At 32.8% G+C, this 7,275-nt stretch carries 4 protein-coding genes; 2 read left to right on the top strand and 2 right to left on the bottom strand.

Features of this window, described 5'->3' with window-relative positions:
• Window positions 1-821: 821 nt before the first annotated feature.
• Together J6Y29_05010 and J6Y29_05015 are read right to left on the bottom strand one after the other, a co-directional pair.
• The gene (locus tag J6Y29_05010) at window positions 822-1,007 is read right to left on the bottom strand and encodes a hypothetical protein (protein MBP5427230.1); all 186 of its coding nucleotides are present in this window, start codon (window positions 1,005-1,007) and stop codon (window positions 822-824) included.
• 918 nt (window positions 1,008-1,925) lie between these two features.
• The gene (locus J6Y29_05015) at window positions 1,926-2,084 is read right to left on the bottom strand and encodes an ERF family protein (protein ID MBP5427231.1); all 159 of its coding nucleotides are present in this window, start codon (window positions 2,082-2,084) and stop codon (window positions 1,926-1,928) included.
• A gap of 4,040 nt (window positions 2,085-6,124) precedes the next feature.
• On the opposite strand from J6Y29_05015, the gene J6Y29_05020 reads away from it, so the two are divergent.
• Together J6Y29_05020 and J6Y29_05025 are read left to right on the top strand one after the other, a co-directional pair.
• On the top strand, window positions 6,125-6,295 hold the full coding sequence (locus J6Y29_05020; GenBank protein MBP5427232.1) for a hypothetical protein: 171 nt from the start codon (window positions 6,125-6,127) through the stop codon (window positions 6,293-6,295).
• A gap of 873 nt (window positions 6,296-7,168) precedes the next feature.
• Window positions 7,169-7,261 carry a terminase small subunit gene (locus tag J6Y29_05025; GenBank protein MBP5427233.1) on the top strand — a complete coding sequence of 31 codons (93 nt, stop codon included), beginning with the start codon at window positions 7,169-7,171 and terminating at the stop codon, window positions 7,259-7,261.
• Window positions 7,262-7,275 lie beyond the last annotated feature (14 nt).

Below are 7,275 nucleotides of genomic sequence, written 5' to 3' on the forward strand. Positions count from 1 at the left end.
AGCATTTATAATTGCATTTTCTCTAACATTACACATATTTCCTACAGCTCTTTCAATATAATAATCTCTAATTCTTTCTAATTCAGATTTTTCTTCTTCTTTTTTAGCTTCCATTTGTCTAAACATATAATATAAATTCTAAAGGCAAGCCACCTCTTGCCCAAGTGTATTGTATATTTTTACTTCTTATTCATCCTAAGGTGGTAGGCTGCAGGATTCCATGAGGCAAATTTGCTAGCCCCTCATACATCTCTGCATGAGCTACCTGACTGAAGAACTTTAAGGCAACTCCACTCCTTTCATGTTTAGCTTACAGTTAAATTACATTCATAAATAAACCATGCTACCATTCAGATACTCTCAATAAGTACCAATATCCATCATCCTAAAATTATCTTATTCCACATCGTTTATTATGAATCTATCTAAAACATAATTTGAGCATCTTTGTCATTTAATCTTTCTACTTGGTCAGTAGAACTTAGTACCACTGCTCCACTTCTCATAGCAATATTCTATCTGAACTTGCCAAATGTCTTTGTATCATTCAGGAAGTTTATGGTATCTAGTGTTTATTTGACATAGTCAGTAGGCTTTTCAGCTATCTCCTATGGCTTTCAGATTCCAATTCCCATTCTCACATTCTAGCATGGTTACGAAATCCATACCTCATAACTTGTAAGCATATTGAACATATTTCTGTCTAGGATCATTTGCTTCAAATCATTTATGAACTATAGGAGTAGTATTCTCTATCACTTCTGCTGTTCCTGCTGTCTCAGTCTCACTCTCTACTACAAAGAGTGGATTTTTTTCTGAGCTTATCTGCTCAACCCTAAACCCACTTCATAATCTTTTGATTTTAGTAGGTCAGCTTGTTCCCTAAGAGCCATAATTTGCTCATCAAATTCACCACAAGGCTTTGTTATCAAATTGTATGCATCAATGCTCTCAGAATATGTAAGAGCATTAAAGCAAGCCTCTTTTTGCTTTCTTAATTCATTCATTTGATATTCTAGATCTCATATCTTTCTAGAATCTGAATCATCTGCTTTTGTCTGATTAGCATAAATAAATAATCAGAATAATCCCAATAGGATAGTTGTTGCTATAATTGCTAATTTTGTTTGTTTAGTCATGTGTAAGATTAAATTATAAAGATACTCCTGCTGTCAGATTTTTATTCTGTACTGCTAAGTCTATTTTCCTTTGTGTAAGCTGATCTATATAGAGCTTAATATGAGCAACTGTTTTCTTATCCACCTCTAACTGATCATAAGTGGAGAGAGCTTTATTCTTAGCAATAACTTCTATATCCTTATCTGAATATGAGTTACCTCACTCTTTCTTTTGCTTTTTAAGTCTGATATACTCAGCTATTCTGATCTTATCTAGGTTGGTCTCATTGTAAGCATTCATGTCATCTAGCTTGCAATATGTAGCAACTATCTCAGGCAGGAAGCTCTGGATTTCTTCAGAACTTCCACTCCTAAATAGTTTATCTGCTCTGTCTAGTATATTCTCCATTTATTCTATTTGAAAGGTAAAGGATCATTACTTTTTACAGTATTCTGATAGCATAATCTCAAATCAGTCTCCTGTTGTTTAGTCATCTTGTATTTACCTTTTATCTGTGAGATAAAGTCATCTTCATCTAGGCAGTTCTTCATGAATGTTGTACTCTTCTTAGCATTCTCAAATCGGTCTGATTTTTTCTCTTCATAGAAGCTCTGAGCATCATCATCTTCATCGGCTAGAATATTGAATATTGAAGTAAGGTTATATCTTCTTCAGTAAGTGATTACCTTTCCTAGAGCTTGTGGATCACTTATACCATCCACAATAAACTCTGAAGATACAGTCTCATTCATATCTGTAACAATAGTTTTTACTCATCATGGAATATTCATATTGAATACTACAAGTCACTCTTTGTCTAGTAGTGGCTGCAACTTATCCATGATGTTGTCTAGTGTGATGTACTTAGACTTGTAGAATGGATTTTTACCATCCTTTTTGAGAGAGATCTCTCCTTGTATCCTTGCAACTTTCTCAAAGATGTTTTCTTTTTTAGTCTCTGTCATTGTTGTTGTCTATACGATCTAAATGTTGTTTTAGCAATATATTTTCTGGATTCTTAGCTAGCTGGTATCTAAGCCAAGCTATTCTCCTAGCTTGTATTGCTTCAAGCTGTCTCTTGTGTTCGTGGCTCTCCATTTTACTTTAGCATAGAGATTAAAGATTGTACAGGATTATCTTTCACAGCTAGATACATTAGGATGGTATCATGTGTTCCCATTCAATACCTCTTATTCATTTTCAGCATTGGCTGTAAGAAGTCAGTTCAGATTTTTCAATGGTTTATAAGCCACCTTACAAATCCATATTTCTTACTGAGAGCATAGGAATCAAATGTATCTCTCTCAAATGCTACTGTATGGGCATTAGCCACTCGTAAATGTCATTTGTACTCTCTCCATCGTGGAGTCTCTTCAATAATTGCTCATTCTTCTCTCTCTTCTTCTGTGAGTCAATCATCTACAGTCTCCCATCTGGAATCTTCATACTCATTCAAGAGTTCTAGTAATTTTTCCATGTTTAGTCTGTTAAACGATCTAAAATGTTGTTTAGAATCTCAATATTCACTCTGTCTCCATTTTTTCTCCTTTTGTTTATCTCTGCTGCCGCAGATTCTCTAAGAGTTGTATCACTGATCTGGAGTAGTGCATTGTCTACACTGTCTACACTCCTTACTTCAACTCTCTTAATGGAGCTGATAGCAACCAGATCATTACCTAGATTGATAAACTTCAGATTACTGTTAAGAACTTTCTCTAAGTCTTTCATTGATAGTGTGGTAGGATAAGCCTTATCATCATATGTGTAGATGTAGCTTAGTTCTTCATAAAGTTTGATGTCATTCATTGTTTAGATGGTAGGAATTGAAATAACTTTTGGAGTTCGTTGTTTGATTCTATCCATGATTACTGCATAGTAAGGAACTCCATCCCTGTTCTTTTTATTGAGCTTAGCTACTGATAGGATCTGTTTACTCCAGAAATCATCGTGTGGTAGATATTCTAGAATGAGCTGTAGATTCTGAAATCAGATTTTTTTGATAACTTTTTCGGCTTCCTGTATTTGTGTATCAATGTATTTTTCTTTTCATTGTTTATCTATTTGATACTTTATAGATGTATATGTTATGTTATTATCTATATATGATGTTATTATATTTAGTAATATACTATTACTATATATAAACCCTCAACTTTCTTCGTGTACCTCGTTTAGCCAATTCGTGTCTGTGATTTTAAGTGTGGGACACTCTTTTTTTAAGTGTGGGACAGACTTATTTTTAAGAGTGGGACAGTCTATAATTAAGTGTGGGACACTCTTATTTATAGTGTGGGACAGTCTATTTTGTTTTCACTGCATTTTTGCTGATCTTCTTTTATTCGGATCTAGCAACTCTCCCAACTCTTCAACCACAACCTTTTTATCAATGGAATAGATAACTGCTGCTCATAACATTTTTAACATCTCATCAATATCCTTAGATCTAGCTAGCTCAATAACTTCATCTGGGATACGAACTCTCATTTTGTTTTACTCTTGTAATGTAAAGTCAGCTTTCTTTAGAGGATTACCTATAGGTCTCAGTCATTCTCCAATGACATACTTTGTCCTGTAGAATCATCCCCCCTGCTTTACAATCTCATGAATAGATCCATCTGTGTCTATTCAGTAATAGTTCTTTCCATTTCATTTGCTGATTAGTTTCATGCTTTTTCATGGGTAAGAAAAATAAAAGACTGTTTTTAAGATGTCAGTATCTATGAGCAGTCTTTTAAGTTCTCATGCTAGAGGTCTACAAAAAAGGACTCACTCATATATGCTGTAGGGGGTAATCGTTCCTACAGCAAATATGAATAAGTCCAACATTTGCTGTGATTACCCTGAATGTTTGGTCTTTCTGTGAGGTAGAGCCTTATGTTGTGTGTGGAGAACATAAAGAAAAACCAACCATGTCTCTGGTTGGTTTTAAGTAAGTTGCCATGACTTAGTGCCTCCTGATCTAAGTAGATAGCCAACTTGTATTTCTTGCTGGGTTTTCTTTAACTTAGATAACTTACTTATTTAATCTGGGTAGATTTTTCTACCAACCTTTGACAGTGAAATTATATACAAAAAAAATTATTTTGCAAGTTTTTTATGACTTTTTTCAAAATTAAGTTTCTAACTAGCAAAACTCTTAACAAAAATCGGTGTTTTTTATGATCTTTTAGAATTTTAATCAAAATTGTATCTTTTTTAACTCAGAATTATCTGCTCATAGATATATTTGAGTAGTAGATATATGCTTATGCCCCAATAACTTAGCTACTGTATAGATATTACTTCATGGTACATGGAGCAGATCAGTAGCAAATGTATGCCTGAATTTATGGGGATGAGCATGGACTCAAGCCAACTCTCCTATCTTATGTATTGTATGTCTGATATGATCAGTAGATAGATGGGAATTTTTATAGCCACCAAATAAATAATCAGACTCTTTACTTCTTTTACCTAAATACAAGTAAACTAGATCCAACAACTCTCTTCTAAGATAAACAAATCTCCTAACTCCTCATTTACCAACTATCTGTAAACTCTCTCAGGATATATCATACAGCCTAATCTTAGCAAGCTCATGGCATCTGAGTCAAGTATGCAGGAATAGGTATACTATAAGTTTATTCCTTATAACTTCTTCCTCACTGCTTCAGTATCAAGATTTAGCTATCTTTAGCATGGCTTGTTTTTCTTCTTCAGAAAAATATCAGATTTTTCTTTCTGGTATTTTAGGAGTATGTATCTTCTTATAGTCTAGTATATCTAACTCAACTATATTTTTACAATACTTAAAATAACTTACAATAGATCGGATGTGTCATGCACAAGTTCTAGCAGATAATCAACTCTTAGACATATCTTCTATGAAGTTGTATATATCTACTAGCTTAATACTCTCAGGATCTTCTACAGTTTTTCATATAGTAACCAAATACTCTTCTAGCTTCTTTAATCATTTTTTATAGTTCTTAATAGTTCGGTCAGCATATTGCTTAACATAAGTTATGTAATTTACATAATTTTCTATCATTTTAACTTAACTAAGAAAGTAAAATCAGTATAAACTCTACCAATTTTACTCCATACACATAATTATTTATAAATAAGTCAACAATCACTTACAAGGTAAAGTCTGAAAATTATGATAACTAAAAGTTTTTCATTAGTTTTTAACTTAAAAAAGTGTTGCAAAGTAAAAATTCAGGAGTATAATTATAGGCAGTGGAGATAAAGAGATAGAGCCTAGATTTATGATCTAGGTATTTTAGGTTATGGCAAAAAGAAAAACTACAAAGAGAAAAAATCTAGACTACTATGACAGTCTATGGAGTGAGCTTGTAAAAATGAGAGCATGATACAAATGTGAGTACTGCTGAAAAACAAGCCACTTAAACTCCCATCATATTTTTAGTAGGACTAACTACACTACAAGATTTGATTTGGATAATGGTATATGCTTATGTAGCTGACACCATACTCTCCTTAGTAATTTTTCTGCCCATAAAACTCCATTAGAATTTGCTGAATGGATCATATCAGTAAGATGAGAGAAATGGTATTTTGAATTAAAGCTAAAGAAGAATAAGGTTTTTGATGGAGATTATGAAAGAATAACTAAAGAACTCAACGAACGAAAGGACAAGCTGACTAATAAGTCAGATTTTTTAGTTACTATAAAAACAAATCATGGCTAAACAAATTACAGATTCTGAGAGATTAACTCAATTAACTCTCAATAGGAAGTATCAAGAACTAGAAGAAAAAGATAGAGAGATTAAGCAACTCAAGAGAGAGATAGATGCTCTCAAGATCCAACATAGAGAGGATAAAGAAACAATTAACCAATTATGTGTACAGATTTCTTCTTTAATTCTTAACCAAAAAATCCATGCCTAACTTCCAAATCTGAGACATTAAGTACTACTACAGAGTACACTGTGCTAAGCAAAGACAGAGAGGTAACCATCCTGTAAGCTATCCTGCATTTAGTAGAAGACTAAAGAAAATGAATCTCCATGATGCTATCTACACTCCAAGATGTGAGTACAATGTAAGACATAGAGATCAAAAGACTCCTATTCAAAATGCTATAAGGAGGAATCAGATAAATAAAGAAGAGAATATACAGATTCTAGACATGAAAGAACTAGAGAGAATTACACCACAATTCTATTGAAGAAACAGAATACAAATGCCAAAACCTAAACCATCATTATGGAAGAGATTTATATCATTATTCAAATAAACATGAAGATACAATGTAAAGAATGCTGAAAGTGGATAGAGAAGAGAGTGAATAGAGAGTTATGTATCAGATGTACAAACAAAAAATATAGAGAATTACAGGCTAAATATAGAGAAGAGTACAAGAATTTATCTACTAACAACAAAGAGAATGACTAAAGAAAAAATCTTACTAATGATTGAGAAGTTACTCAAAATTTATGAGGAACGAGATGACAATGATCCAGATTTTGAAGACAACAATCTGATAGAACTAATTTGAGAAGATGAAGATGGTAATTGAATTTATAAATTCAAAAGCTAATGCTAACTATCAAAAGAAGACAGCATTTTAAGAGATGAAGACTCTATGAAAAAGAATCCTTTTTCTGAGTTACCATCTGCTACGAAATTGAGAATGTAATTAAGCTACAGAGATTCTTTAGACCAGATGAAAGAAGAGAACTAAACGACATGATCCTAGACCTTTACTTTGACTATGAGTATACATGACAGCCTATGACAGCTAGACAAATTGCTGAGATATACGGTTGCGATCATACCACAGTAGATAGGATATTAGAATGAGCTAAGCAGAAGATAAGAGATAGAAAAGAACAGCTGATAGAAAGTTGATTACAAAAATCCACCATTTCTAAAAATTTGAATATACTGCTATAGCTACGATTTAATGTAGTGTAGTTCTTCTTCATTGTTTAGTCTATGGAATCGGAGAGATATTATTCTCTCCTTTTCTATTGAAGAAAAATCCACCACTTTACAAAAAATGATTATACTCCCTACCGTTTTATATAGAGACAGATAAATGAAGAACGAACTCAACGAAAAACAAAAAATGTTCTGTCTAGAGTACTTAAAAGACTTCAATGCTACTAGAGCTTATAGAGAAGTGTACTGAGTAAGCCAAAAAAC

Source organism: Clostridiales bacterium (genome assembly GCA_017961515.1).
Lineage (GTDB): Bacteria > Bacillota > Clostridia > Acetivibrionales > RGIG10202 > RGIG10202.